Genomic DNA, 23,184 nt, shown 5'->3' on the forward strand with positions numbered 1-23,184 from the left:
CGCGTCACAGGTCGCGCGGGCGGAAGGTCATCAGGATGGGCGAGGGCACGCGGCCGTTCTCGTCGCGTGGCAGGGTCTGCGTCTTGTCGATCGCACGCAGCACGGCCTGGTCCCATTCGGTGTTGCCGCTCGACTTCACCAAACGCGAGCCGAGGATGGTGCCGTCGGGCGCTGCGCGCACCTCGACCTCGGCCGCCGGGTTGCCGGACGCGTCGTCGGCGAACACGATGTTGGGCAGGATGCGCGCCTTCAGCTTGCCGGCATAGCCGGCCGAAGGGCCGCCGGCGGCCGCACCGCCGGTGGGTGCACCTTGCTCGGCGCTGCCGGTGCCGGCCTGGCTCATCAAGCGCTTCAAGCGGTCGTCGCGCTGCGCCTGCAAGCGCTTTTCCTGCTCTTCGCGGCGCTGCTGGGCTTCCTTGGCCTTCTTGTCGGCTTCGAGCTTCTTTTCCTTCTCGCGCTTCTCGGCCTCTTCACGCTTTTCGCGCTCGGCCTCCTGCTGGCGCTTCTTGTCGGCCTCTTCCTTCTTGCGCTCGGCTTCTTCCTGCTTCTTCTTGGTTTCGCGCTCGCGTTCTTCGGCCTCTTCGCGCTCACGCTCTTCCTTGCGTTTGCGCTCGCGCTCGCGTTCGAGCGCGATCTCGGCCTGCCGGTCGGGTTCGGGCTCAGGCTCCGCACGCGGCGGCGTGGGCTTCGGCGGTTCCGGCTTCACCTCGGGCGGCGGGGGCGGCGGCGGCAGCTCGGGGGCCGGCCCCGCGGCCTGCGGCACTGCCGCCCACAGCTCGGCCTCGACCCCCTCGGGCTCGCTCGAGCGCCAGTTCACGCCCAGCGCCAGGCCGCCGACCAGCAGCACGTGCATCAGCAGGGCCAGCAGCAGCCCACGTCCGCGCTTGTCGGGCGGGCGGGGCAGCAGGTCGTCGCGCTCGGTGCTGATGGTCATGGCAGGGTCGGGTGACATCAACCGGTGGTCTTGACCGACAGGCCGACACGCTGGACGCCGGCGCGCTGCAGCTTGTCCATGATCTTGACGACCGCTTCGTACTTGACCGACTTGTCCGCCGAGATCACCACGGGAGCGGTGTCGGCGCCTTCGAGCGCGCCCTTGACGTCGCTGGCCAGCCGATCGACCGTGGTGGCCCCGCTGTCCTTGCCGTTGATGCGCAGCTTGAGGCTCTCGTCGGCTTTCAGGACCACCTCGACCACCCGGTCCGGCTGGCGGGCCGCCTTGCCGACGGACGGCACGTCGATCACGCCGGTGGTCATCATCGGAGCGCTCACCATGAAGATGATCAACAGCACCAGCATCACGTCGATGAAGGGCACCATGTTGATCTCACTGACGGTGCGGCGGCGTGACCCGCCGCGGGGACTGACGGCTGGCATGGCCGCTCCTCAGTGGATGCCTTGCCCGGGGGCGCCCGGTGCATGGCCGATGTTGCGATGGAGGATGTTGGAAAACTCTTCGATGAAGGTTTCCAGCTTGATGGCGATGCGGTCGATGTCGCGCGCATAGCGGTTGTAGGCCACCACCGCGGGGATGGCGGCGAACAGGCCGATCGCGGTGGCCACCAGGGCCTCGGCGATGCCGGGCGCCACGGTGGCGAGCGTCACCTGCTGCAGATTGGCCAGGCCGGTGAACGCATGCATGATCCCCCAGACGGTGCCGAACAGGCCGATGTAGGGCGACACCGAGCCGACCGAGGCGAGAAAGGCGAGGTGCGACTCGACCGCGTCCATCTCGCGTTGGAAGCTGGCGCGCATCGCACGCCGGGCACCGTCGAGCAGGGCGCCCGCATCGTTGACACGACGCTCGCGCAGCTTCAAAAACTCGCGCATGCCGGATGCGAAGATGCGTTCCATCGGGCCGCCCTTGCGCGGGCTGTCGGAGGCCAGCGTGTAGAGGTCGTTGAGGTTGCGGCCCGACCAGAACTCGCGCTCGAACTCGTCGTTCAGGCCCCGCACGCGGCCCAGGCCGAAGAACTTGCCGAAGATGACGGTCCAGCTGGCGAGCGACATCAGCAGCAGCAAGGCCATCACGATCTGCACCACGAAGCTCGCGTGCAGCACCAATTGAATGATCGACAGGTCCTGATTCATGTTGTTTCCTGGAGGATGCCGGCCGGGATGCGGCGGGGCCGAAAGCCCGGCACGTCCACGCAGCCGATTTTGATATCGCCTTCGGCGAGCAAAGTTCCGTCGCGTGTCGCCTGTTGGACGAATTGCATCGACGCGGCGCCCGCCTGCCGCACCTCGACGCTGATCTCGAGCAGGTCGTCGAGGCGGGCCGGCAGCCGGTACCGGACGGCAGTGTGTACCACGACGAACATCAGGCCGGACTCCTGACGCAACCGTTCCTGGTCGTAGCCGCGCGCGCGCAGCCATTCGGTGCGGGCCCGTTCGAAAAACTTCAGGTAGTTGGCGTAGAACACCACGCCGCCGGCGTCGGTGTCTTCCCAGTACACCCGCACCGGGAATCGAAACGGCGCGGGCGCAGGGCTCAAGGCGTCAGGCATGCATCAAGGCTCGCCCGAGGCCGGTCACGTCATCGACGGCGGCTTGCGGACGTATTCACGATTGAAGACCGGCGATTATCGCTGCTGCGCCGGCCTCACCGTTGACTGCGCACGAACACCGGTCCCCACAGCGGATGGCCGGCTTCCGACTTGCTCAGCGTGAAGCCCGGGTCGGCCCGCCGCGCCGAGCGGAAGGCCGACTCGCACTGGGAGGTGCGCTGGCTGGTGCAGTAGATGAAGGCGAGGTATTTGTAGGCGATCGCGCGGTCGCGCGGCGACGCGAGGCCGGCTTGCAAGGCGCGGCCGAAGTGGCGTTCTGCTTCAGGGTACTGCGCGTCTTCGTAGGCTCGCATGCCGGACAGCAGGGCGCGTTCGGCCGGCCGCCCGGCGAGTTCGATGATGCTCGGGCTCACCGCCGGCGCGGGAGCGGGCGCGGGCCTGGCTTCCGGCTGGGGCGGGGACTGCGGCGGCGACTGCGGCCCGCTGGGCGGCGCGGTCAACTGGGCGCAGCCGGAGAGTGCGGCGGTGAGCGCGACGGTGCAGTACAGCAGTCTCATGATCCAAATCGATGTCGGATGGTCACCGGCTGCCCCGCGGTCACGTTGACAGTGACGCTGTGGGGCGGGAACTCCTGGTTGCGGATCGTGATCGTGTGGCGGCCGGCCGGGAGCGTCAAGCGGGTCAGTGGTGGCACCGTGCCGGCCGCGACGCCGTCGACTTCGACCTGGCCCCAGGGGCTGACCGCCAGGTTGACCTGGCCGTTGCCGCTCGCGGCCGCCACCGCGGCGGCGGTGCGGTCCTGCGCTTCGGGTGCAGGGGCCGCGCTGTCGGCCGCGGAGCCGGCGACGGCTGCGGATGCGACGGCCACCGTGCCGGCCACCAGCGTTTCGCTCGGGTCGAGCGTGATGGAAGCGGGCAGCTCCGCAGCGGCCGACGCCGCCGCCAGCACCGACGATGCAGCCTGCGCGGGCGCAACCGCCGGGACGCCTGCGGCCGCCTTGGCCTCGGGCAATGACCCGGCAGGGGCGTGAGGTGCAAGCAGGTCGCCGAGGCTGACACCGATCACGGCCACCACCAGACCGGCGGCCAAGCCGCCGAGCGCCCATTGTTTGCGGTGGTGGCGGCGGTCTGCCGCCTGCCGCTCGTCGTGCTGCGCGGCTTCGGCCTGTTCGTCGAGCCAGTGGCGCAACTCGCGCGACAGCAAGCGTGCCGAGCGGTAACGGTCTTCCGGCGCTTTTTCCATCGCGCGCGAGGCGATAGCGGACAGCGCCGGCGGCACCTGTCGGTTGACGGTTTCGGCCAGCGGTGGCGTGCGCGTCACGACGGCGGTGGCGATCTCGGTCAGTGTCGAGCCCTGGAAAGGTTTGACGCCGGTCAGCAATTCATAGAACACGACCCCGAGCGAGAACACGTCGCAGCGGCGGTCGACCGGCGCGTGGCGCACTTGCTCGGGCGCCATGTAGTAGGGTGAGCCGGCCACGTAGTCGTCGTCTCCGGAGCCATCCTGCGTGCTCGCCACGCGGGCGATGCCGAAGTCGAGCACCTTGGGCTGGGTGCGGCCGACCATGAAGATGTTGGCCGGCTTCACGTCGCGGTGCACCACACCGCGCGAGTGCGCATACGACAGGGCGTCGGCGACGCGACGGATGATCAGGGCGGCTTCCACCGGCGTCGGGCGCCAGCCTTCCTTCAGCAACTGCCGCAGGTCCTTGCCCTTGAGCAGCTCCATCGCGATGTAGGCGCCTTGGGGGCTGGTGCCCGCGTCGAACACCGTGACGATGTGGGGATGGTTGAGGCCGCCGGCCGCACGCGCCTCGTTCAGGAACATCGCATTGAACTGCTCGCGCGCTTCGGGCGAGAGTTCGAGGCTCAGCGTCTTGATGGCGACCAGGCGCGATAACAGCGGGTCGTGCGCCGCATAAACAGTGCCGAGGCCGCCTTCACCCAGGTGGTACTTGAGCGCGTAACGGCTGATGTGGCCGATGGTCGGCAGGTCGTCATAGGACGGACCGTGAGACAGGCTGCGTGCGCCCCCGAGACCCATCAAGGCGTCGGGGCCGAAGACCGAGACGTCGCTACCGTCGGGGTGCAAGGGCGTGGGGGCGGTCACGCTCACGTCGTCCTGCCGGGCCCGGAGGGCGGCACGTTCCGCCTCCAACGCCTGCTCGGGCGTGAGGGCAAAGACGGTCTTCTGAAATTCCACGTCGGCAGCTTAGACGAAGCAATAGGGCGGCTCAACAGTGAGAGTCGTGACAAATGTCCCTTGAACGGGGCGCGCAGTAACGCACCGTGACACTGTGCACAGGGCGCTAACGTCAGAGGGCGCTACGCAGCCGGGCCACCGCTTCTTCGAGCAGGGCCATCCGGCTCGCGTAGGAGAACCTGACATAGCGCTGTGTGTCGGCGTGACCGAAATCACGGCCGGGCGTGATCGCGAGCTGGGCGCGTTGCATCAGCTCGAACACGAAATCCCAGCTGCTGGCGTGATGGGCGGTGCAATCGGCCCAGGCGTAGAACGCGCCGTCGGGCAGCACCGGCACCCGCAGCCCCAACGTGTCGAGGGCCGGCACCAGAAAATCGCGACGGCGCCGGAATTCTTCGCGACGGCGCTCGTACTCGGCCAGGCTGTCGGCTTCGAAACAGGCGAGGGCGGCATGCTGCGCCACGCTGGACGGGCAGATGTAGAGGTTCTGCGCGAGTTTCTCGACCACCGGGACCATGACATCGGGCACCACCAGCCACCCCAGCCGCCATCCTGTCATGCTGAAGTATTTCGAGAAGCTGTTGATGGTGATGATGTCATCGCCCAGCGACAGCGCGGTGTGGCCGTAGGTGGCGTCGAAGCTGAGGCCCAGATAGATTTCGTCGACCAGCGTGACGCCTTGGCGGCGCCGCACGGCGTCGGCGATGCGCCGCATCTCGTCGGGATGGATGGACGTGCCGGTGGGGTTGGACGGCGACGCGAGCAACACACCGCGGCTGCGTTCGCCCCATGCGGCTTCGACGCCGGCGGCGCTGAGCTGGAAGCGTTGTTCCGGGCCGCTGGGCAGCAACACCGCGCGGCCTTGCGCCGCGGCGACGAAATGCCGGTTGCAGGGGTAGCTCGGGTCCGGCATCAGGATCTCGTCGCCGGCGTCGACCAGCGCGAGGCAAGCCAGCTGCAAGGCGCCCGAGGCGCCCGCGGTCAGCACGATGCGGCGCGCCGGCACGTCGACACCGAAACGGTCGCGGTACCAGGCGCTGATGCGTTCCCGCAGCGCTTCCAGGCCCAGCGCCGGGGTGTACTGGGTGAGGCCGTCGCGGATGCAGCGGGCGGCCGCTTCCTGCACCAGCGGCGGGGCCGTGAAGTCGGGTTCGCCGATGTTCAGGTAGATCATCGGCCGGCCGCCCTGGGCCGGGTCGCACAAGGCGCTGCGGGCCAGCACGTCGGCCGCCTTGGCGCACTCCATCACATAGAACGGGTCGATCTGCCCGGCGCGCGCGGCGAACTTCATCGGCGGGCGCTGGCTCAGCGGCGGGCGTTGCGGGCGGCTTCGACCTCGACCGGTCGCAGCTCCACGGCGGCCTTGTCGAGCACGCCGTTGACGTATTTGTGGCCGTCGGTGCCGCCGAAGCTCTTGGCCAGTTCGACCGCCTCGTTGATCGCCACCTTGTACGGGATGTCGACGCAGTGCTTCAGCTCATAGGCGCCGATCATCAGCACCGCGTGTTCGACCGGCGACAGCTCGGTGGTCTTGCGGTCGACGTGGTGGGCCAGGGTCGCGTCAATGTCGGCGGCCTCGCGGATGCAACCGTGCAGCAGCGCGTCGAAATGCGCCAGGTCGGCCTTGTTGAAACCTTCGATCTCGCGCACGTGGGCTTCGATTTCGCCGGCGTCGGCGCCCGACAGCAGCCACTGGTAGAGCCCCTGCAGCGCGAGTTCGCGCGAGCGCCGCCGGGCCGACTTCTGTGCCGGCCGCTTGCCATGGTTGCCCGGCGCCTTGCCGGGTGGTTTGTCGGACGGTTTGTCGGAGGTGCTCACGTCAGGTCTTCCAGCAGGTTGGCCATCTCGACGGCCACGCGGGCGGCGTCACGGCCCTTCTCTTCGGCCCGGGCCCAGGCCTGTGCCTCGTTCTCGACCGTCAGGATGGCGTTGGCAATCGGCACCTGGTGGTCGAGCGACACGCGCGTGACGCCGGCGCCGCTTTCGTTGGCCACCAGCTCGAAGTGATAGGTTTCGCCGCGGATGATGCAGCCCAGCGCGATCAGTGCGTCGTAGCGCTCACTCTCCGCCAGGGCCTGCAGGGCCACCGGCACCTCGAGCGCACCCGGCACCATCACGTGCTCGATGTGCTTGGCCGCCACTTTCAGGTCGTGCAATTCAGCGAGGCAGGCTTCTGCGAGCTTGCCGGTGATGGCTTCGTTGAAACGGGCTTGGACGATGCCGATGCGCAGGTCCTCGCCGTCGAGTTGGATAGCCTGGCCTTTGTCTGCGCCTTGCATGGTGTGTGTGTTTCCGGTCTTGTAGGTTGAGGTGGCGCGTCGTTCAGGCTTGTTCGGGGCCGAAGAAGCCCGTCACTTCCAGGCCGTAGCCGCCCATCATGCTGGGCATGCGCCGCGGGCTGCCGAGCAGCTTCATGCGGGTGACGCCGAGGTCGCGCAGGATCTGCGCGCCGATGCCGTAGGTGCGCAGGTCGATCTGCCCGCGTTGGCGCAACTGCCGCGCATGCTCGGGCTGCAGGTATTCGAGCAGGTCGTCGACGCTCTCGCCGCAGTTCATCAGCACGGCCACCGCGCTGGGCTCCTGCTGCAGCCGCGCCAAGGCCTTGCCGAGCGGCCACGAATGGCCGCACTGGCCGGCGTCGAGCAGGTCGAACACCGACAGCGGCTCGTGCACCCGCACGGCCACCTCGTCTTGTTCGCTCCAGGTGCCGTGGGTGAGGGCCAGGTGCAGGCCTTCCGAGCGATCGCGGTAGGCGATGCAATGGAATTCGCCATGCGGCGTGCGCAAGGTGCGCTCGCCGGCGCGCTGGATCAGGCTTTCGTTGCGGCTGCGGTATTCGATCAGGTCGGCGATGGTGCCGATCTTGAGGCCGTGTTCGCGCGCGAACACTTCGAGATCGGGCAGGCGGGCCATGGTGCCATCGTCGTTCATGATCTCGCAGATCACCGCCGCCGGCGTCAGGCCGGCCATCGCCGACAGGTCGCAGCCCGCCTCGGTGTGACCGGCGCGCATCAGCACGCCGCCGTCCTGCGCCTGCAACGGGAAGATGTGGCCCGGCTGCACCAGGTCGCTGGCCTGGGCGTCGCGGGCAACCGCCACGCGCACCGTCTGGGCCCGGTCGGCCGCCGAGATGCCGGTGGTGACACCCTCGGCCGCCTCGATCGAGACCGTGAAGGCGGTGCCGTGCTTGGTGCCGTTGCGAGGGGCCATCGGCGGCAGCCGCAGGCGCTCGCAGCGCTCGCGCGTGAGCGTCAAACAGATCAGCCCGCGGCCGAACTTGGCCATGAAGTTGATTGCTTCAGGTGTGACATGGTCGGCGGCGAGCACGAGGTCGCCTTCGTTTTCGCGGTCTTCTTCGTCGACCAGGATGACCATGCGGCCGGCCGCCAGCTCGGCAATGATCTCGGGAACGGGAGAGATGGGCATGATGGGGCGCAATTGTAAGTGGCCCGGGTCGGGCCACGGCGGCAGGGCCTTGGAGCGCGGGCCCCGCGGAAGAACGAGGCTGGCGCTCAGCCGCCCGGACGTGTGGACGATGCGCCCGCGACGCCTGCCCCGGCGGTCAGCATGCGCTCGACATAGCGGGCGATGAGGTCGATCTCGAGGTTGACGCGGTGGCCGGCGGCGAGACTGCCGAGCGTGGTGTTGGCGACCGTGTGCGGGATCAGGTTGATGCTCACTTCGGCGCCGTCGGGCGTGTCGACGACCCGATTGACCGTCAGGCTCACGCCGTTGACGGTGATCGAGCCCTTGTAGGCGAGGTAGCGCGCCAGCGCGGGCGGTGCGAGTACACACAGCTCATACGACTCGCCCACGGCCGCGAACCGTGTCACCGTGCCCAGCCCATCGACGTGGCCGGACACCAGATGGCCACCGAGACGGTCTTGCGGGCGCACCGCCTTTTCGAGGTTCACGGGGCCGGGCCGGTCGAGACCGGCGGTCTTGGCGAGACTCTCGGCCGAAACATCGACCGTGAAGCGGCGGCGCTCGGCGTCGAAGCCGGTGGCCGTCATGCAGGCGCCGTTGAGCGCGATGCTGTCGCCGTGCTGCACGTCGTCGAGATAGCCGGGAGGCGTCTCGAGGGTGAGACGGCGGCCGTGCGCGTCGCTGTCGCCCAGCGGCTGCACGTCCACGATGCGGCCGAGGCCGGTCACGATGCCAGTAAACATGGGGCCTATTGTCGCAGGCTCGGCCCAGTCTTGCGCGCCGCGGGGTGGGTCAGAAGCGGTCGCGGCCGGGAATGCGTGCCAGGATGCGCAAGTCGCCGCCGACCGGGGCGACGTCGAGAAACTGCAGCGGGACGGCCTCGTCGAGGCCGCTCAACGGCCCGAAGCGCATCATCTCGCGGCCCTGGCCGATGAGCTTGGGGGCCAGGTAGACCAGGAACTCGTCGACCAGGTTTTCGCGCACGAGAGAGCCGTTGAGCCGGTGGCCGGCCTCGACATGCAGTTCGTTGACGCCGCGCGCGGCGAGGTCGGCGAGCATGGCGGGGAGATCGACCTTGCCGTGCGCGCCGGGTTTCAGTGCGATCTCCGCCCCGCGTTCACGCAAGGCCGCGGCGCGGTCGGCATCGGTGGTCGCGCTGTAGATCAGCGCTGCGCCGGGCGCGTCGAGCAGGCGGGCGGTGGGCGGCGTCTGCAGCTGTGAGTCGACCACCACTCGCAGCGGTTGGCGCGGCGTTTCGATCTCGCGCACGTCGAGCCGCGGGTTGTCGTCGAGCACGGTCCCGATGCCGGTCAATACGGCACTCGACCGCGCTCGCCAGGCATGGCCGTCGGCGCGCGCTTCGGAGCCGGTGATCCATTGGCTGGCTCCGTTGTCGAGGGCGGTGCGGCCATCGAGCGACGCGGCCACCTTCAGCCGCACCCAGGGGCGCTGGCGGACCATGCGCGAGAAGAAGCCGAGATTGATGTCGCGGGCTTCGTCTTCCAGGAGTCCGAAGTCGACCTGGATGCCGGCGGCGCGCAGCCGATCGAGGCCGCGGCCGGCGACGAGGGGGTTGGGATCGCTCGCGGCGACGACAACTCTGTGGACCTGTTCACGAATCAGCGCATCCGCGCAGGGCGGCGTGCGGCCAAAATGTGAACATGGTTCCAATGTGACGTACGCCGTCGCGCCTTGCGCGGTCAGCCCGCGCGATCGGCAGTCGGCCAACGCCGCGGCTTCGGCATGCGGGCCGCCCGCCAGATGGGTATGTCCGGTGCCGATGATCTCGCCTGACGGCGACACCAGGACACATCCCACGGCTGGGTTGGGTGCGCTGAAACGCAAGGCCTGCCGGCCCAGCGCCAGCGCCTGCTGCATGTGCCGTAGATCCGTCACTGCGTCGGTCGCCATGGCGACACTCTCCTTTGATCGAGGGGCCCTGTTATTGTTACCAAAAATACCTTTTGTGCCGTGCGGTCGTCCGTCCGTCGCGGGGTGCCAACAGGCCTTCCACCGTGTGACCACAATCCAGCCATGACATTCTGTCGCTTCAAGCTTTCGCCCGCTTCGGGCCCTGTCGCCAGACGACACCACGCGGGTTTCACGCTGGTGGAGTTGCTGGTGACGTTGGCTGTGCTGGCAGTGGTGCTGGGGCTGGCGGCGCCTGACATGCAACGCTTCCTGGCCCGGCGGGCCGTGGTGGCGCATGTCGATGCCTTCACGTCGTCGATCCGACTGACACGCGCAGAAGCCATCAAGCGAGGTGAAACGGTTTCAATGTGCGTCAGTTCGGATCAGGCCACCTGTCTTGCCGGCGCCGGCGCTACCTGGGACCAGGGCTGGCTGATCTTCGTCGATCGTGATGCAAGCGGCACCTTGGACGCTGGCGATGACGATCAACTGGTGCGGTCAGAGCCGGCCCTGCGCGGCAGTGGCGGGGTGACCACCGATCCGGCAGGCCGGACCAGCGTGACGTTTCGCTCCAACGGCCTGGCCACCGGTGCCGCATTGAATATCACGTTCCAACCCAAGTTGTCTGCCGATGATCCCGGGTACTCCGACTACGAGAAACAAGTCTGCGTGTCCCTGCAAGGTCGAGCGAGGTCGTGCTGAGATGAAGCGCCCGATGAAATATCACGCCCGCGCGCTGGCATTCCAGCGTGGCCTGTCGATGATCGAGATCCTGGTGTCCGTGGTGATCATGTCGCTCGGCATTTTGTCGCTCGCAGCGCTGCTGACCAATGCCACCCGCTACAACAAGACCACCGAGTACCGTTCGGTGGCGACCCTGCTGGCGAACGACATGGCAGACCGCATGCGGGCCAACCGCGACGCGGTGGTCGACGGCTCGTACACCACCGCACTGCCCACCTACAACGTCAACGCGACAGAGCCGCCGAAGGGCACGGGGTGCGAAGCCACGGAATGTACGCCCGCCCAAATGGCGACGCGTGATCTTGCCGATTGGAAACACGCCCTGTTCAACGCGCTGCCGCAGGGCGACGGTTACCTGCTCCTCGACGCCGAGGACAATGCCGTCGACGTCTGGGTGGCCTGGTTGGACCCTGCAGCGAACAGCGACGAGACGACGGTGGGTGACGGTGCCACGGTCAAGGAATGCCCCACGGCCTTCGTCGCGAGCGGGGCCGACCCCATGCCGCGCTGTGCCTATTTCAGGATCAGCCTATGACGCAGTTTCACCGGAGTGCACGGGCCGCGTGCATGCGCGGGCTCTCCCTCGTCGAAGTGATGATTTCGCTGGTGATCGGCCTGATCGTCGTCGGCGCCGTGCTGACGACGTACCTCGGCGTCAGCGGCGGGAGCCGCTACGGCGTCGCCCTCGCACAGATCTCCGAAGATGCCACGCTCGCGATGAACCTGTTGCGCAGCCAGATCGCGATGGCGGGTTACGGGAGGCCGTATGCCGTTGGCGGGCCCGGCGGCAACCAGATGCTCAAGGCCTACAACGGTGAGGTCATCAGGGGCTGTGAGGGCGGTTTCACCGACCCCGCCGTGGCGGGGGGCGTCGGCGCCCTGACGTGCGTGAACAATCCAGCACTGCCGGATGCCATCGCAATCGCCTATGAGGCGGACACGAGCAACACGGTTGGGGTGGGGTCGCCTGCGGTGCCGTCCGACTGTCTCGGCAACGGCTTGACTCTCGTGCCCCCAGTGGGCGCTGCGCCGGGCTACTTTTTGGCCGAAAACCGCTTCTACCTTGATGGTGCGCCGCCCGAGTTGCACTGCAAAGGCTCCGGTGGGGCCCCTGGCACGACGGCGCAGCCCCTGGTTGAGAACGTCGTCGATCTGCAGATCAAGTACGGCGTCGCGACCGGCACCGAGACCCGTGTCGCGGCGAAGTATGTCGATCCCGTTACCGGCATCGACCCTGGCCTGATTGTGTCGGTGCGCGTGTGCATCGTCGTACGCAGCGCGGCGAATGTGATGGACGCGCCGACCGACTATGAAGGCTGCAACGGTACGGTGACCTTTCCCGCGGGGAGTACCGATCGTCGTATGTACCGGGCCTTCACCTCCACCATCGTCCTCCAAAACCGTCTGCTGTAGGGATAACGCATGCCCGGCCTCGATTGCCCCCGCCGCCGTTCCTTGCGCTCGCGCGGCGGACGCCAACACCCCTCCCGCCGATCGGCGCGCGGCGTCGTCCTGATCGTCGTCCTGGTGATGCTGGTCGTGATCGGCCTGACCTCGGTCGGCGTGATGCGCAATTCCCTCAATGCGGATCAGCTGAGCAACAGCCAGCGGCTGCAGTCGCTGGCGATGCATGCCGCGCAGAGCGGGTTGCGCTTCTGCGAGTCGGAGTTGTTGAGGCCCGACGACGAGCGCGAGATCACGCTGCACCCGGTCCAGGATCCACCCCGGTGGGAGACTTGGGCCACCTGGACCGACGGCACGGCGGCGACCGTGCCCGAGGGACGCATCGAGTCGGACAACAGCTCGGTGGTCCCGTCCACACGTCCCCAATGCCTCGCCGAACTGAGTCCCGCGACGGCAGGGAGCAGACGGGTCGTGATCGTGACAGCCCGGGGCTTCAGCCCCGACTTCTCGGCTGATGCCGCGACAGGAAGGACCACCTCAGGGTCGGTGGTCTGGCTTCAATCGACGGTGCTGCTTGGCGAAGAAGCCACCCCTTAAAAACATACAAGGAGCCAGAAATGACTACTCCTGCTACGCGCTTCCCACACTCGGCACTGTCTCGTGCCGTCATCTACCTCACGGTGCTTTGTGTGCACCTGGGGGGGTTGATGCCTGCCGCTTACGCCGCCGAGCCGGCGCAGATTCCGTTGATCACGCGCGAAGGGGCGGCGCCGAAGTCCAACGTCGTGCTGACGATCGACGATTCGGGCTCGATGCGGGCGCAGTGGATGCCCGAAGGCGATGGGAACAACATCAAGGTGGGCACCTACACCGTCAGGTTCCCGGTGACCTCGAACGGGCAGGTGATCGACTTGGTGCCGGGCGACAAGATGAGGCTGGGGTCGGCGCTCGGGACGGTGATGAGCATCCAGGGGGTGGTGACGGCCGAGAAGAGCGCTGGGACGGTATTTCAGCGCCAGATGCGCTCGGCGCAGGTCAACTCGATCTATTACAACCCCGAAAAGCGCTACTTGCCGTGGGTCAAGCCCGACGGAACGCGCTACCCCGACGCCAACCCGGGCGCAGCCTACTGGGACCCGACCGAGCCGACCCTGGGCACGCTCAATCTCACCGCGGCCGCAGGCAATGTGAAGGCCACCTGGTGTACGGCGTACAACAGCTGCAAGGCGAATGAGACGAAATCGTTCTCGCCCGGCTTGTACTACCGGCTGGATCCCCCGACCGCCGACCCGAACGTGGCGTCGAACTACAAGGAATACGACATCCGGACTGGCGGCACCTCCGCCAACCCGTTCAAACGTTACGAAGGCCGCACCGACTGCAAGGCCGACCCGTGTACGCTGGACGAAGAGCGCATCAACTTCGCGAACTGGTTCGTCTATTACCGGTCACGCATGTCGCTCACCAAGGCCGCGATTTCCGAGGCGTTCAACCAGGTCGGTGACGTTGTGCGGATGGGCTGGGGCACGATCAACACGCCGTCGAGTGCGATCGATGGGACCAACACCACGGTGTTGAAGGCAGGCGTGCGCGACTTCAACAAGGACACCCGTGAATCGATTCTGACGAAGGTGCAAGAACTTGACGTTGCGACGACCACGCCGCTGCGAACGGCCGTGGATGCGGTAGGCAAGTATTTCATGCGCACCGACTCCAAAGGCCCCTGGGGGAAGACGCCCGGTTCTGGTAGCGAAGCCAACAATACCCATTTGAGCTGCCGCCGGGCCTACAACATCCTGATGACGGACGGCTACTACAACGACAACTACAGCACCGGCATCAACGAGGACGGCAGCGACGGAACCTCGTATGCCAGCAGCAATCCGCTCGACGCGCCGTACACGCGGTATGTCGCCACGAAGCCGTACGCTGACCCCAACAACGACATGCTGGCCGATGTGGCCATGAAGTACTGGAAGCGGGACCTCCGCACTGACCTGCCGAACCGAGTGGCACCCACGGCGAAGGACCCGGCCTACTGGCAGCACCTGACGCAGTTCACCGTAGGGCTCGGCGTCAAAGGCAAGCTGAATTCGGATGAAGACCAGCGGGCGGCCGAACTCGATGCGCTGACGAAGGGCACGAGGACCTGGGGCACCGACAAGATCGACGACCTGTGGCACGCCGCGGTCAATACCCGCGGAGAGTTCTTCAGCGCCAAGGACGCACAAGAACTGGCTCAGGCCATCTCCAGCGCGCTGGGCGCGGCAGCGGGGCAGACAGGCTTGAAAGAGGGCGGGGTGGCTACCGCGAGCGGCACGCTCATCTCCGACAACCGCAAGTACGTCCCAAGCTACAACTCCGCCAAGTGGAACGGAGAAATCGAGGCGTGGAGTCTCAACAACGAGGGCGATGCCGGCGCCTTGTTGTGGAAGGCGAGCGAGAAACTGCCGGCACATGCGGACCGCAAGATCTTCACCTGGAATGCCAGCAACGGGGGCCAAGCGGTGCCGTTCACGTGGGCCGGCATGGGCACCGACAACCAGAAGCGGCTCGGTGCTGGAGCAAACGAAGACCTGGTGAAATATTTGCGAGGCGACGACACCAATGAAGGCCCCGAAAAGGCGTACCGCCAGCGGGCCGGCAAGTTGCCCGACTTCATCAACTCGCTGCCGACACTGGTGGGCGGCAACGTGGTGCTGGACTACGCGGACGCCGATTACGCCGAGTTCGTCAAGAAGAAGCAGGCGCGCGCTCCGGTGCTGTTTGTCGGCGGCAATGGCGGCATGCTGCACGCCTTCCGTGACTCCTATGGCGCGAAGGTGGGCCCGGACGACGGCAAGGAGATCTTTGCCTATGTTCCCCATGCCGTGATACCCAACCTTCCGGTGCTCGCGAAGCAGGACTACGGCACGCTCGCCAACTACCACCGGTACTTCGTCGACGGGCCCCTGGTGGAGAGCGACGGCAAGATCAACGGCGTATGGACCAACGTCCTGATTGGCAGCATGGGCGCCGGCGGGCGTGGTTTGTTCGCGCTCAAGCTGAGTGAGGACAACCTGATTGCCAACCTCGGCGCGAACTCGGTGCTGTGGGAAGTCTCGAACGATGCCGACGTTGGCTACATCCTGTCGGACGCCGAAGTGGGCGTGCTGCCCAACGGCCGCTGGACAGTGTTCGTCGGCAACGGCTTCTACAGCCCCAACGGCCGTGCCGTGCTGCTGATGATCGACCTGGCGAGTGGCTCGATCGAGAAATTGGTCGCCAGCTCGGCGACCGGCAATGGCCTGGGCGGGGTCAAGCTGGTGCGTGACTCGAAACAGCAGGTGGTGGCCGCCTATGCCGGCGACTTGCAGGGCAACATGTGGCGGTTCGACTTCGATGCGTCCGGTAACGGCGCGGTCGGTTTCAATGGAGCGCCGCTCGCGGTGGTCAAGAACGACGAGAACCAGGTGCAGCCCATCACGGCGGCCCCGTCGTTCCTGGAACACACGCTAAAGGGCCGCGTGGTCCTGTTCGGCACCGGCAAGTTGTTCGACGCAACCGACCCGGACACCACGAGCCGCCAGACGATGTACGGTGTCTGGGACCCGACGCCGGTCGGAGAGTCGTCGGTGTCCTCGCCCAGCCCGTTTGCAGGAGTGTCCAGCGCGCGCTCGAGGCTGCAAGTGCAGACGATCACTCCTGATCCCAAGGCGGGGCCCGCCTTCTTCAATGTGACCTCGGAAGACGTGGATTGGGACCAGCAACTGGGCTGGTACATGGACTTGACGCTCGGCGAGAACCGCCAGCGTGTGATCTATCCGATCACGGTGATCGGCGATTTCGTCTTCATCAACTCCATCGCACCCGCTGTGAAGGCGGCCGAATGCGAGCAGACCAGCGGCAAGGGGTACAACTTCCTGTTGCCGGCGCTGACGGGGGGGCAATGGACGGGGCGGCCGGTGTTGGACACGAGTGGCGATGATGTCGTCAACAGCTCCGACTCGCAGGCCAGCGGGTATACCTCAGAGGGTGGCGGACGGCCGCGTATCATCAAGAACAAGTTTGGACGCAAGAGCGGCACCATCAACATCCAGCACGGTGACACCGTTGGCGGCGGCGGCGGGGGAGGGGGCGGCCCCGACACCGACATGGACGCGGACCTCCCGTGTCTCTACACTGGCTGCAAAGTTGTGATCAAGGGCCGCGTGTGGCGGCAGGTGATCAACCCGCCGAAGCCGCCGGCGGCACCCTGATGCCGGCCGGAGACCGAAGGATCGTGGCATGAATGTGTTGTACAGCCGGCGCTGTCCGGGCGCCTTTCGCAGCAACGGTTTCACCTTGGTCGAGCTGCTGATCGTCGTGGCGATCATCGGCATCATCTCCGCGGTGGCCTATCCAAGCTACCAGGAGCAGGTGAAGCGCGGTCGGCGCTCGGACGCCCAGACGGTGTTGCTCGAAGCGTCGCAGTTCATGCAGCGCCACTACGCGGCACAGAACACCTTCCTCGGCGCAACGTTGCCGGACAACCTGACAACGGCGCCGAAGGGTACCGGTGACGCGGCGTCGTACACCATCGAAATCTCCGAGGACACCACGGCGCGCACTTTCAAGCTGGTCGCCTCGCCGCAAGGCAATATGGATGCCGACAGGTGCGGCGACCTGACCCTGACCGATACCGGTGTGCGCGGCGCGACGGGCTCGGGGGCGACCGTGGCTGAGTGCTGGCGCTGATCTGAGAGACGTGCGGGGGCCCGAGCATGGGAGACGTCGCGCCTACGGGCCGACGTCGACATCCACTTCGGGCGCGGTTCTGCTGGTGGTGAACGGCACACTCTGCCCAGCTCCCACATGCAGCAGGCTCAGCGGCTGCACCGTGTTGCTCCCGCCCGGCAACAAGCCTGACCCCTCAAATCTCCTTGATCAGTCGACTGAACTCGTCGACATCCTCAAAGCTGCGGTACACCGACGCGAACCGCACGTAAGCCACCTTGTCGAGCTTTTTCAGCTCGCGCATCACGAATTCCCCCAGCTTCGAACTCGGCACTTCGCGCAAGCCGCTGGAGCGGAGCTTCTGCTCGATGCGCTGCATCGCCGCATCGATCTGCTCGAGGCTGACCGGGCGCTTGCGCAGCGCCAAAGTCATCGACGCGCGGATCTTGGCCGGGTCGAACTCGGCCCGGCTGCCGTCTTTCTTGACCACCGAGGGCATCGTGACCTCGGCGCGTTCGTAAGTCGTGAAGCGGGTGTCGCACGACAAGCAGCGCCGCCTGCGACGGATCACGTCCCCCTCGTCGGATTCGCGGGTCTCGACGACCTGGCTTTCTTCGTGGCCGCAGAAAGGACAGCGCATGACGACGACGAGGGGCTGCTGTGCCGGCCGGTTAGCGGTAGACCGGGAAGCGGCGGGTCAGCGCGTTGACCTTCTCGCGCACCGCAGCGATGTTGGCTTCGTCACGCGGCTTGTCGAGCACGTCGGCGATCAGGTGGCCGGTCTGCTGCGCCTCGGCCTCGGTGAAGCCACGCGTGGTCATCGCCGGCGAGCCGAGCCGGATGCCGCTGGTCACCATCGGCTTTTCCGGATCGTTGGGGATCGCGTTCTTGTTGCAGGTGATGTGCGCCTGACCCAGCACCGTCTCGGCTTCCTTGCCGGTGATGCCTTTGGCGCGCAGGTCGACCAGCATCACGTGGCTTTCGGTGCGGCCGCTGACGATGCGCAGGCCGCGCTCGATCAGCGTCGACGCGAGCGCCTGGGCGTTCTTGACCACCTGTTGCTGGTAGGCCTTGAACTCGGGGGTGAGCGCTTCCTTGAAGGCGACCGCCTTGGCGGCGATCACATGCATCAGCGGGCCGCCCTGGATGCCGGGGAAGATCGCGCTGTTGATCTGCTTGGCGACGTGGTCCTTCATCAGGATGATGCCGCCGCGCGGGCCGCGCAGGCTCTTGTGGGTGGTCGAGGTGACGACGTCTGCGAACGGCACCGGGTTGGGATAGACGCCGCCGGCGATCAGGCCGGCATAGTGGGCCATGTCGACCATGAAGTAGGCGCCCACCGCCTTGGCGACGCGGGCGAAACGCTCGAAGTCGATGCGCAGGCTGTAGGCCGATGCGCCGGCGATGATGAGCTTGGGCTTGTGCTCGTGCGCGAGCCGCTCCATCGTCTCGTAGTCGATCTCTTCTTGTGCGTTCAGACCGTAGCTGACGACCTTGAACCACTTGCCCGACATGTTCAGCGGCATGCCGTGGGTCAGGTGGCCGCCTTCGGCCAGGCTCATGCCCATGATGGTGTCGCCAGGCTGCAGCAGCCCGAAGAACACGCCCTGGTTGGCCTGCGAGCCGGAGTTGGGCTGCACGTTGGCGTGCTCGGCGCCGAACAGCTGCTTGAGCCGGTCGATCGCCAGTTGCTCCACGACGTCCACATATTCGCAGCCGCCGTAGTAGCGCTTGCCTGGGTAGCCCTCGGCGTACTTGTTGGTCAGCTGGGTGCCCTGAGCCGCCATCACGGCCGGCGAGGCGTAGTTTTCGGACGCGATCAGCTCGATGTGCTCTTCTTGACGCTGGTTCTCCTTCTGAACCACGGCCCAGAGCTCGGCATCGACATTGGAGAGGGTGGAAACGGTGCGGTCAAACATTTGGCAGTCCTCTTCGGTGCAAGAAGTCCCTCGATACGAGAGGGGCCGCCGCGGCGGCGGCTCCACGCATGATCGGAAGGCTGCCCAGGCGAACGGCTGAACGGCGCAGCAAGTCGACACCACGCCGGCTGCACTTCCCGGTGGTACGCCACCTTGGGCGCTCCCGAGCGGGGGCCCTATCGCCAGTTGTGCAGCCCCGCGAGTGTAGCGGATATGAAGGCACCGAGGCCCCGTACGGTCCGGTTCCGGCGTCTGTGCAGGGGCAGAAACTGGCACCGGGGTGCGCCAAAGCCACGGGGCCCCGAAGGGCCCCATGTCGACGTCGCGTAGCGGGCGGGTTTGCCCGCCGCGCGTGAGCAGTGTCTATTAGCGCGCCAGCGCGACTTGCTCTGCGCTCGCCTCGGGCGTCGCGCCGGCGGGGGCCGGTGCGGGCGTGGTCGGCAGCACCGCCGGGACCGGCTGGGCGGCGGAGGGAAGCGACTGCTGCACCGCCTGCAACAGCTGCGGCGCGGTGGTCGGCACGTGGCGGCCGGCGGCGACATTGCGAAGGTGGGTCTGTTCCGACAGCACCTTGGCGGCGTAGCCGCCGTCGTCCGCCAGGTTGGCGGCGCCGACGTAATAGCGCAGGCCGCCTTCCAGGCTGCCGGCGCGCGCGATGCATTCCTTCAGCACTTGCACGCCGACGCGCAGATTGGTCACCGGGTCGAACGCCGCGTGGTTGCCGCCGAAGTGCTGATATTTATCGTCGTGCACGCGCGTCATCACCTGCATCAGCCCCTGGGCGCCGACCGAACTCTGGGCGAAGGGGTTGAAGCTCGACTCGATGGCCATGATCGCCAGGATCAGCGTCGGATCGATGTTGGCGCGCCGGCCCACGTGCCACGCTTCCTTGACGAGTCGCGCGACGGGTTCGGGCGCCACCCGGTAGCGGCGCGACAGCCACAGCGCGACGGCCGCTTGCTGCTTGCTCAACTCCGCCGGGTCGACCGCGGTGGCCCGCTTGATCGCCTGCGGCTCCGCCAGGCTGCTCAGCAAGGCCTCGGGCGACTGCTCGACGCGCGCCAGGTGGCGCGCCTTGAGCCAGCCCAGCGCCTGCATTTCGAGCTCGTGCCGCAAGTCGCCGCGGCTGGCCAGGAACAGCAGACCAGCCAGCACGATCAGGCCGACGAAGGCCAGGCCGTTGTGGCTGATCTCGAGCAGGCCGTGTCCCACGTCCTTGCAGAACACGGTGATCGAGGCCCAAGTGGCGTCACGCGTGCCTTTCAGGCTGGCGCGTAAGGAATCCCACGCTGTCATGTCACTCCTTTCCTTCCGCCGGCCAGCACACCCTAGCCGTTAAACGTCAAGGCGCGCAAGGTCGGCAGCGATAATGCGCCGCGTCTTCTTCAGTACGTCACACAAAACGCGTGGCGCAGACGGCGGCTGTCGCATCGGCAGCGTCGCACCGGCGAGCGGTGCGGGTTATCCCTTGGGTGGGAACAACGGCCGGATTCTAGGCAGCCGGCAAATAACCAGTCAAGCTTTTGGATTTCACTTTTAATTTCTTTTGGTTATGAAGTACCGAGACCTGCGTGAGTTTCTTCACGGCCTGGAGCGGCTGGGCCAGCTGCGACGGGTGGCCGAGCCAGTGTCGCCCAAGCTTGAAATGACGGCCCTGAGCGACCGCGTGCTGAAGGCCGGCGGCCCGGCGCTGCTGTTCGAGCGCCCGCAGGGTCACGAAATGCCGGTGTTGGCGAATCTGTTCGGCACCCCCAACCGAGTGGCCCTCGGAATGGGGGCCGACGACGTGTCCGAGTTGCGCGACATCGGGCGCTTGCTGGCGAGCCTGAAGGAGCCGGAACCGCCGCGCGGCCTGAAGGACGCCGGCAAGCTGCTGCAAATGGGCAAGGCGCTGTGGGACATGAAGCCAGCGGAACTGCGCTCGGCCCCTTGCCAACAGGTTCGGTGGGAGGGGCCGGATGTCGACCTGACCCGTTTGCCCATCCAGCACTGCTGGCCCGGCGACGTCGCGCCGCTGGTGACCTGGGGGTTGGTGATCACGCGCGGGCCGCAGTCGGTGCCCAAGCCGCGGCGCCGGCAGAACCTGGGCATCTACCGGCAGCAGTTGATCGGGCCGCGGCAGCTGATCATGCGCTGGCTGGCACACCGGGGTGGGGCACTGGATTTCCGCGATTTTGCGTTGGCCGAGCCCGGCCGGCCCTTTCCGATCGCGGTCGCGCTCGGCGCCGACCCCGCCACCATACTCGGCGCCGTGACGCCGGTGCCGGACACCCTCTCCGAGTACCAGTTCGCCGGGTTGCTGCGTGGCAGCCGCACCGAGGTGGTGGCGTCCGGCGTGGGCGAAGCCGGGGCGCCGTTGCAGGTGCCGGCGAGCGCCGAGATCGTGCTGGAAGGCCACATCCCGCCCGCAGCCGCCGGCTACGAAGGCCGTTCGGAGCATGGCGTACCGTTGAAGGAAAAGGGCGGCTACCTGCACGCCCTGGAGGGGCCTTACGGCGACCACACCGGGTACTACAACGAGCAGGACTGGTTTCCGGTGTTCGAAGTGTCACGCATCACGATGCGCCAGGACCCGATCTATCACTCCACCTACACCGGCAAGCCGCCAGACGAGCCCGCCGTGCTGGGTGTGGCCCTCAACGAAGTGTTCGTCCCCATCCTGCAAAAGCAGTTTCCGGAGATCGTCGACTTCTACCTGCCGCCCGAAGGCTGCAGCTACCGCATGGCGATCATCAGCATCCGCAAGAGCTATCCGGGCCATGCGAAGCGGCTGATGTTCGGCTTGTGGAGTTTTTTGCGTCAGTTCATGTACACCAAGTTCATCGTGGTGACAGATGAAGATGTGAACATTCGGGACTGGAAGGATGTGATCTGGGCGATCACCACGCGTGTCGACCCCGCGCGTGACACCACCCTGGTCGAGCGCACGCCCATCGACTATCTCGACTTCGCGTCGCCGGTCTCCGGGCTGGGGGGCAAGATGGGCCTGGATGCCACCAACAAATGGCCGGGTGAGACCGACCGCGAGTGGGGCCGTCTGATCACGATGGATGCGGAGGTCGAGCGCCGTGTGGCTGGCCTGTTCGACCGCTTGATGGCCGGTTGAATCGCCGGGTGTGCGCCCTCAGGAGGCCGGCTGTACCCCGTGGCCCCTCCGATCGGCCCTTCTTTCTGTCCTGCCTGGTGTGCCGGCCTCATCGCAGATCGTTATGAGGTTCATGATCGCCATTGGAAAGCCGCACTTGATCTGCGCGGGCGGGGTGGGTAAGGTTGAGTCGTCTGCAAAAGCAGGCATACCACTCGCGCAGTCCCTGCGCTCAGGGGTCCTGCCGGATCACTTCCGCCCGGCCCCGATCGTGGCGTGAGCCACACCCCCCTCCGGGCTGCAATGGCCCGGAGGGGATTCTCGTGTTCACCGTTCGTGTTGAGCGTTCTGGGCCGCGACACTGGCCCGCGCCGTGGGGCGCCGGGCACCGGCCAGGCCGATGCGCCTTTGACTCCCTTGGTTCGTGGTGCTGCTAAAGCAGACCCCGGCCGTTCAGCTGCCCATCGTCAAGCCCAACAGCTCCCGCAACACCAGCCGGTTCTGCAGCAGCCCGTCGGTGCTCGGCAACCAGTCGAGCCCGCGCAGGGGGCGGCGCTGGAACAAGCCGACCGGGGCCGGCACCACCTCGACACCGCTGCCCAGCGCCTCCCGAAAGGCGCGCGCCGCACGCCGCATATGCCAACCGTGCGTGACGAGCAGCACGCGGCGCACGCCGGCTTCCTGCAGCAAGGGCGCGGTGCGGAGCGCGTTCTCGCGTGTGTCGCGCGAGCGGTCTTCGACCCAGGTCAGGTGGCGTCCGTATTCCTGCTGCACGATGCGCTGCGCGATCACCGCCTCGGCCGGCTGCTCGTCGGCTTGCGCCCAGCCCAGCCCGCCCGAAAAGCCCAGCGGGGCACCGGTGGCGCGCGACAGCCAGACCCCGTAGCGCAAGCGCTCCATCGCCGTTGGCGTCAGGTCGGACACGCCGTATTCGGGGGCCAGCGGCTTCATGCCGGCACCGAGCACGATGATGGCCAAGCGCGGCGGCGTCGCGACCGCCTTCGACCCGACTTTGGCCGGCGGCTTCAGCTCGGTCTGCAGGCGCTCGATCTCGGTCGCGCTGAGGGCGGACGGCAGGCGCAACACATGGACTTGCAGCAGGCGGGCGAAGGCCTGGGTCGAGGTGAGCCACAGCAGCACACAACACGTCAACACGACCGAGAACCCGAGCACCCGCCGCCGCACCATCAGGCGCGCCCCGAGCAGCAGCAGCACGATCAGCGATGCCGGCGGCAGCGCCAACGCGGTGAGCAGTGGTTTGTACGAGGCCAGGGTGTCGAACATGAAAGA

At 67.0% G+C, this 23,184-nt stretch carries 23 protein-coding genes and 1 riboswitch; of the genes, 7 read left to right on the forward strand and 16 right to left on the reverse strand.

From position 1 onward, the window contains the following. Positions 1–4: 4 nt before the first annotated feature. From tolA to ribD, 12 genes are all read right to left on the reverse strand, one after another. Positions 5–934, reverse strand: coding sequence for a cell envelope integrity protein TolA (gene tolA, locus AAW51_RS07145; protein ID WP_047194049.1), 930 nt, complete (start codon positions 932–934; stop codon positions 5–7). A 17-nt stretch (positions 935–951) separates the two neighbouring features. Next, positions 952–1,377, reverse strand: a complete 426-nt coding sequence (locus AAW51_RS07150) for an ExbD/TolR family protein (RefSeq protein WP_047194050.1) — start codon at positions 1,375–1,377, stop codon at positions 952–954. A 9-nt stretch (positions 1,378–1,386) separates the two neighbouring features. Next, on the reverse strand, positions 1,387–2,091 hold the full coding sequence (gene tolQ, locus AAW51_RS07155; protein ID WP_047194051.1) for a protein TolQ: 705 nt from the start codon (positions 2,089–2,091) through the stop codon (positions 1,387–1,389). Continuing rightward, positions 2,088–2,507, reverse strand: a complete 420-nt coding sequence (gene ybgC, locus AAW51_RS07160; RefSeq protein WP_047194052.1) for a tol-pal system-associated acyl-CoA thioesterase — start codon at positions 2,505–2,507, stop codon at positions 2,088–2,090. Before ybgC ends, tolQ begins: the two co-directional genes overlap by 4 nt. Positions 2,508–2,602: 95 nt before the next feature. Continuing rightward, the gene (locus AAW51_RS07165; RefSeq protein WP_047194053.1) at positions 2,603–3,064 is read right to left on the reverse strand and encodes a TssQ family T6SS-associated lipoprotein; all 462 of its coding nucleotides are present in this window, start codon (positions 3,062–3,064) and stop codon (positions 2,603–2,605) included. Continuing rightward, a complete protein-coding gene (locus AAW51_RS07170; protein WP_053013403.1) occupies positions 3,061–4,710 on the reverse strand; it encodes a serine/threonine-protein kinase in 1,650 nt (549 codons plus the stop codon). The genes AAW51_RS07165 and AAW51_RS07170 overlap by 4 nt, the downstream gene beginning before the upstream one ends. Positions 4,711–4,822: 112 nt before the next feature. After that, a complete protein-coding gene (locus tag AAW51_RS07175) occupies positions 4,823–6,001 on the reverse strand; it encodes a pyridoxal phosphate-dependent aminotransferase (protein ID WP_047194054.1) in 1,179 nt (392 codons plus the stop codon). Between the two features lie 14 nt (positions 6,002–6,015). Further along, positions 6,016–6,528 (reverse strand): transcription antitermination factor NusB, encoded by a 513-nt coding sequence (gene nusB / locus AAW51_RS07180; RefSeq protein ID WP_047194055.1) that lies wholly within the window; start codon positions 6,526–6,528, stop codon positions 6,016–6,018. Beyond that, positions 6,525–6,989 (reverse strand): 6,7-dimethyl-8-ribityllumazine synthase, encoded by a 465-nt coding sequence (gene ribH / locus AAW51_RS07185; RefSeq protein WP_047194056.1) that lies wholly within the window; start codon positions 6,987–6,989, stop codon positions 6,525–6,527. Before ribH ends, nusB begins: the two co-directional genes overlap by 4 nt. Positions 6,990–7,032: 43 nt before the next feature. Then, positions 7,033–8,136, reverse strand: coding sequence for a bifunctional 3,4-dihydroxy-2-butanone-4-phosphate synthase/GTP cyclohydrolase II (gene ribBA / locus AAW51_RS07190; protein ID WP_047194057.1), 1,104 nt, complete (start codon positions 8,134–8,136; stop codon positions 7,033–7,035). A gap of 86 nt (positions 8,137–8,222) precedes the next feature. Continuing rightward, positions 8,223–8,879 (reverse strand): riboflavin synthase, encoded by a 657-nt coding sequence (locus AAW51_RS07195; protein ID WP_047194058.1) that lies wholly within the window; start codon positions 8,877–8,879, stop codon positions 8,223–8,225. A gap of 49 nt (positions 8,880–8,928) precedes the next feature. Continuing rightward, complete coding sequence (ribD, locus tag AAW51_RS07200; RefSeq protein ID WP_047194059.1) at positions 8,929–10,047, reverse strand: bifunctional diaminohydroxyphosphoribosylaminopyrimidine deaminase/5-amino-6-(5-phosphoribosylamino)uracil reductase RibD; 1,119 nt, start codon at positions 10,045–10,047, stop codon at positions 8,929–8,931. 123 nt (positions 10,048–10,170) lie between these two features. On the opposite strand from ribD, the gene AAW51_RS27950 reads away from it, so the two are divergent. From AAW51_RS27950 to AAW51_RS07230, 6 genes are all read left to right on the forward strand, one after another. Continuing rightward, on the forward strand, positions 10,171–10,749 hold the full coding sequence (locus tag AAW51_RS27950; RefSeq protein WP_083438142.1) for a GspH/FimT family pseudopilin: 579 nt from the start codon (positions 10,171–10,173) through the stop codon (positions 10,747–10,749). Positions 10,750–10,762: 13 nt separating this feature from the next. After that, entirely contained in the window at positions 10,763–11,326 is a 564-nt protein-coding gene (pilV, locus tag AAW51_RS07210; protein ID WP_053013405.1) for a type IV pilus modification protein PilV, read from the forward strand. Continuing rightward, positions 11,323–12,204, forward strand: coding sequence for a PilW family protein (locus tag AAW51_RS27955; protein WP_169787992.1), 882 nt, complete (start codon positions 11,323–11,325; stop codon positions 12,202–12,204). Before pilV ends, AAW51_RS27955 begins: the two co-directional genes overlap by 4 nt. A gap of 9 nt (positions 12,205–12,213) precedes the next feature. Then, entirely contained in the window at positions 12,214–12,792 is a 579-nt protein-coding gene (locus AAW51_RS07220; RefSeq protein WP_047194060.1) for a pilus assembly PilX family protein, read from the forward strand. 20 nt (positions 12,793–12,812) lie between these two features. After that, complete coding sequence (locus AAW51_RS07225; protein WP_083438145.1) at positions 12,813–16,433, forward strand: pilus assembly protein; 3,621 nt, start codon at positions 12,813–12,815, stop codon at positions 16,431–16,433. A gap of 85 nt (positions 16,434–16,518) precedes the next feature. Further along, the gene (locus AAW51_RS07230; RefSeq protein WP_238947782.1) at positions 16,519–16,911 is read left to right on the forward strand and encodes a type IV pilin protein; all 393 of its coding nucleotides are present in this window, start codon (positions 16,519–16,521) and stop codon (positions 16,909–16,911) included. A gap of 175 nt (positions 16,912–17,086) precedes the next feature. Here the strand turns inward: AAW51_RS07230 and nrdR are convergent, their stop codons facing one another. From nrdR to AAW51_RS07245, 3 genes are all read right to left on the reverse strand, one after another. After that, a complete protein-coding gene (gene nrdR, locus AAW51_RS07235) occupies positions 17,087–17,530 on the reverse strand; it encodes a transcriptional regulator NrdR (RefSeq protein WP_047194063.1) in 444 nt (147 codons plus the stop codon). A 31-nt stretch (positions 17,531–17,561) separates the two neighbouring features. Beyond that, positions 17,562–18,809 carry a serine hydroxymethyltransferase gene (gene glyA / locus AAW51_RS07240; protein ID WP_047194064.1) on the reverse strand — a complete coding sequence of 416 codons (1,248 nt, stop codon included), beginning with the start codon at positions 18,807–18,809 and terminating at the stop codon, positions 17,562–17,564. Positions 18,810–18,884: 75 nt separating this feature from the next. Then, positions 18,885–19,009, reverse strand: a riboswitch (ZMP/ZTP riboswitch). Between the two features lie 166 nt (positions 19,010–19,175). Beyond that, positions 19,176–20,105 carry a lytic transglycosylase domain-containing protein gene (locus tag AAW51_RS07245; protein ID WP_083438146.1) on the reverse strand — a complete coding sequence of 310 codons (930 nt, stop codon included), beginning with the start codon at positions 20,103–20,105 and terminating at the stop codon, positions 19,176–19,178. A 256-nt stretch (positions 20,106–20,361) separates the two neighbouring features. On the opposite strand from AAW51_RS07245, the gene ubiD reads away from it, so the two are divergent. Next, a complete protein-coding gene (gene ubiD / locus AAW51_RS07250; protein ID WP_047194065.1) occupies positions 20,362–21,915 on the forward strand; it encodes a 4-hydroxy-3-polyprenylbenzoate decarboxylase in 1,554 nt (517 codons plus the stop codon). A 432-nt stretch (positions 21,916–22,347) separates the two neighbouring features. On the opposite strand, the gene AAW51_RS07255 is transcribed toward ubiD, so the two are convergent. Continuing rightward, the gene (locus AAW51_RS07255) at positions 22,348–23,178 is read right to left on the reverse strand and encodes a YdcF family protein (protein WP_047194066.1); all 831 of its coding nucleotides are present in this window, start codon (positions 23,176–23,178) and stop codon (positions 22,348–22,350) included. Between the last annotated feature and the right edge of the window lie 6 nt (positions 23,179–23,184).

Origin of the sequence: Caldimonas brevitalea, assembly GCF_001017435.1 — a bacterium.
Taxonomy (GTDB): domain Bacteria; phylum Pseudomonadota; class Gammaproteobacteria; order Burkholderiales; family Burkholderiaceae_C; genus Caldimonas; species Caldimonas brevitalea.

What these genes read in the sequence shown, in the direction of transcription:
- tolA (WP_047194049.1), bottom strand. Translation starts at nt 934, where the DNA reads ATGACCATCAGCACCGAGCGCGACGACCTGCTGCCCCGCCCGCCCGAC.
- AAW51_RS07150 (WP_047194050.1), bottom strand. Translation starts at nt 1,377, where the DNA reads ATGCCAGCCGTCAGTCCCCGCGGCGGGTCACGCCGCCGCACCGTCAGT.
- tolQ (WP_047194051.1), bottom strand. Translation starts at nt 2,091, where the DNA reads ATGAATCAGGACCTGTCGATCATTCAATTGGTGCTGCACGCGAGCTTC.
- ybgC (WP_047194052.1), bottom strand. Translation starts at nt 2,507, where the DNA reads ATGCCTGACGCCTTGAGCCCTGCGCCCGCGCCGTTTCGATTCCCGGTG.
- AAW51_RS07165 (WP_047194053.1), bottom strand. Translation starts at nt 3,064, where the DNA reads ATGAGACTGCTGTACTGCACCGTCGCGCTCACCGCCGCACTCTCCGGC.
- AAW51_RS07175 (WP_047194054.1), bottom strand. Translation starts at nt 6,001, where the DNA reads ATGAAGTTCGCCGCGCGCGCCGGGCAGATCGACCCGTTCTATGTGATG.
- ribH (WP_047194056.1), bottom strand. Translation starts at nt 6,989, where the DNA reads ATGCAAGGCGCAGACAAAGGCCAGGCTATCCAACTCGACGGCGAGGAC.
- ribBA (WP_047194057.1), bottom strand. Translation starts at nt 8,136, where the DNA reads ATGCCCATCTCTCCCGTTCCCGAGATCATTGCCGAGCTGGCGGCCGGC.
- AAW51_RS07195 (WP_047194058.1), bottom strand. Translation starts at nt 8,879, where the DNA reads ATGTTTACTGGCATCGTGACCGGCCTCGGCCGCATCGTGGACGTGCAG.
- ribD (WP_047194059.1), bottom strand. Translation starts at nt 10,047, where the DNA reads ATGGCGACCGACGCAGTGACGGATCTACGGCACATGCAGCAGGCGCTG.
- AAW51_RS27950 (WP_083438142.1), top strand. Translation starts at nt 10,171, where the DNA reads ATGACATTCTGTCGCTTCAAGCTTTCGCCCGCTTCGGGCCCTGTCGCC.
- pilV (WP_053013405.1), top strand. Translation starts at nt 10,763, where the DNA reads ATGAAATATCACGCCCGCGCGCTGGCATTCCAGCGTGGCCTGTCGATG.
- AAW51_RS27955 (WP_169787992.1), top strand. Translation starts at nt 11,323, where the DNA reads ATGACGCAGTTTCACCGGAGTGCACGGGCCGCGTGCATGCGCGGGCTC.
- AAW51_RS07220 (WP_047194060.1), top strand. Translation starts at nt 12,214, where the DNA reads ATGCCCGGCCTCGATTGCCCCCGCCGCCGTTCCTTGCGCTCGCGCGGC.
- AAW51_RS07225 (WP_083438145.1), top strand. Translation starts at nt 12,813, where the DNA reads ATGACTACTCCTGCTACGCGCTTCCCACACTCGGCACTGTCTCGTGCC.
- nrdR (WP_047194063.1), bottom strand. Translation starts at nt 17,530, where the DNA reads ATGCGCTGTCCTTTCTGCGGCCACGAAGAAAGCCAGGTCGTCGAGACC.
- glyA (WP_047194064.1), bottom strand. Translation starts at nt 18,809, where the DNA reads ATGTTTGACCGCACCGTTTCCACCCTCTCCAATGTCGATGCCGAGCTC.
- AAW51_RS07245 (WP_083438146.1), bottom strand. Translation starts at nt 20,105, where the DNA reads ATGACAGCGTGGGATTCCTTACGCGCCAGCCTGAAAGGCACGCGTGAC.
- ubiD (WP_047194065.1), top strand. Translation starts at nt 20,362, where the DNA reads ATGAAGTACCGAGACCTGCGTGAGTTTCTTCACGGCCTGGAGCGGCTG.
- AAW51_RS07255 (WP_047194066.1), bottom strand. Translation starts at nt 23,178, where the DNA reads ATGTTCGACACCCTGGCCTCGTACAAACCACTGCTCACCGCGTTGGCG.